This is a genomic window from Synechococcales cyanobacterium T60_A2020_003, from assembly GCA_015272205.1.
GTDB lineage: Bacteria > Cyanobacteriota > Cyanobacteriia > RECH01 > RECH01 > JACYMB01.
In genome coordinates this window covers 1-1908 of the sequence record JACYMB010000377.1, presented here as the reverse complement: position 1 = coordinate 1908, position 1908 = coordinate 1, and the positions used below count along the sequence as shown (strand labels likewise).

3 protein-coding genes are annotated in these 1908 nt (G+C 53.2%); all 3 read left to right on the top strand.

All coding sequences use genetic code 11. The annotated features are described in order from the left end of the window. Window positions 1-231: 231 nt before the first annotated feature. A complete protein-coding gene (locus IGR76_18175) occupies window positions 232-1119 on the top strand; it encodes a pentapeptide repeat-containing protein (protein ID MBF2080384.1) in 888 nt (295 codons plus the stop codon). Next, window positions 1056-1361 carry a hypothetical protein gene (locus IGR76_18170; GenBank protein MBF2080383.1) on the top strand — a complete coding sequence of 102 codons (306 nt, stop codon included), beginning with the start codon at window positions 1056-1058 and terminating at the stop codon, window positions 1359-1361. The genes IGR76_18175 and IGR76_18170 overlap by 64 nt, the downstream gene beginning before the upstream one ends. Window positions 1362-1496: 135 nt before the next feature. After that, window positions 1497-1908, top strand: a 412-nt coding sequence (locus IGR76_18165) for an alcohol dehydrogenase catalytic domain-containing protein (protein ID MBF2080382.1), incomplete at its 3' end; no start/stop codon positions are given.

Sequence of the window (1908 nt, the reverse complement as noted above, 5' to 3'; positions counted from 1 at the left end):
ACGAGATTCCAGTCATTGCAGCCATCGGTTCATACCTGGAATCAGCAACGCCAAACCGTAAACTTCGACGCAATTTGCGGGCACCTTAGATCGTAGGCAGAGTGCATCAACCAGAATGAGGGCGATCGCAAAATAGGGGAGTGCAATGGCTAGCGAAGCGCACTTGGCAAAATTAAAAGAAGGGGTTGTCAGTTAGATGCGTGGCGAGAATCGTTTGACGATCGCCCCGATTTGACCGAAGCGAATTTGAGCGGAGCCGACCTGCGCGGAGCCGACCTTAGCAATGCCAACCTCCAGGACGCCAAGCTGAACTTTGCAAAACTCAACAACGCCAAGCTGCACAACACCATTCTCAAAAATGCCTCCCTCCAAAAAGCGAGTCTGAGAAATGCCGACCTGCAAAATGCCATTCTCCGGGAAGCGGATCTCAGCTATGCCGATCTCCATAGTGCGAATCTCAGGAGTGCCACCCTCATCCAAACCACGCTTCACAAGGCAAACCTCAGCTACACCACCGTTCACAAGGCAAACCTTAGCTACGCCGACCTCAGCTATGCCGACCTTCGCAAAGCCGATTTCACGCAGGCTATCCTCCGAGAGGCAAGTCTTAAAGGGGCGTACCTGAATAACGCCATCCTCCTCAAAGCCGACCTCAACAACACGAACTTGAGCGGTGCTGACCTCAACAACACCGATCTGACGAGAGCCGACCTCAGCGGGGCAAACCTCAATGGCGCGAATCTCAGCCAAGCATTTCTGCGAACAACACAAGTCCAGGGGTGTAATTTCACCGCTGCTACTCTCACGGGTGCCTGTATTCACACCTGGGAACTGAACTCCAGCACCCAACTGGAGGCGGTCATCTGCCCATATGTCTATCTCAAAGCAGAGCGCTTTAAGGATGCTTGGATTCCTAGCAATCGCTGTCCTACCGATCTCAAGCAATTCCTGGCTCCTGGCGAATTTGCCAATCTGTTTCAAACCGATCAGGAAAGCGCTGATCTCCTCTTTGCAGACGGCATTAACTGGCATGCGTTTGGCAGGCGTTCCAAGAGGTGCGATCGCAGTATGGTGATCTCTCAATCCAAGCGATCGAAACCCAGCCGAATGCTGCTTTAATCGTTCGGTTAGCCCTACCCCCCACCTTCAACAAAAACGGGGTGGAGCATCGCATCATCGAGTTATGCGAGCGGGAACAGCAAATTCTCGAAACCCAGTACCGCAAGGATAGTGCCGCCACGGATCAGGAGATTGAACAGTACAGACGAGACAGCGCGAATCTCAGTACTGTCGTCCATCTCCTTGCGAATCAAGACCTCACGAGCGACGCATTACGTCTAGAAGCAAGAGCTTCGTTGTAGATATCACGCGATCGCCCCACCGTGATCATGAAGGAATATGGCGATCGCCGTTGGGTTTGCAATGCTCTAAATACCATTGAGATAGACCTCTGAAGAGGTAGATGTCAGTGGCTATGATTTCGGAGATGCTATGCTATGCGTGCCATGATTCTAGAGGCTCCGCATCAGCCCTTGCGGATGGGCGATCGCCCTATACCCACACCCCAACCGGATCAGGTGTTAATCCGCGTTCATGCCTGTGGGATTTGCCGGACGGATTTGCACATTCTGGATGGCGAACTTCCCCATCCCAAACTGCCCCTCGTGATGGGACATCAGATCGTTGGCACTATCTCTGCATTGGGAGAGCAGGTCACCGATCTTGCTGTGGGACAACGGATCGGGGTGCCGTGGTTGGGGCAAACCTGTCAGCACTGTCGGTACTGTCTGCGCGGACAGGAGAATTTGTGCGATCGGGCACAGTTTACGGGGTATAGCGTGGATGGGGGCTATGCCGAGTATGCCGTTGCCGACGCCCAGTTTTGTTTTCCCTTGCCTGATTCGTATC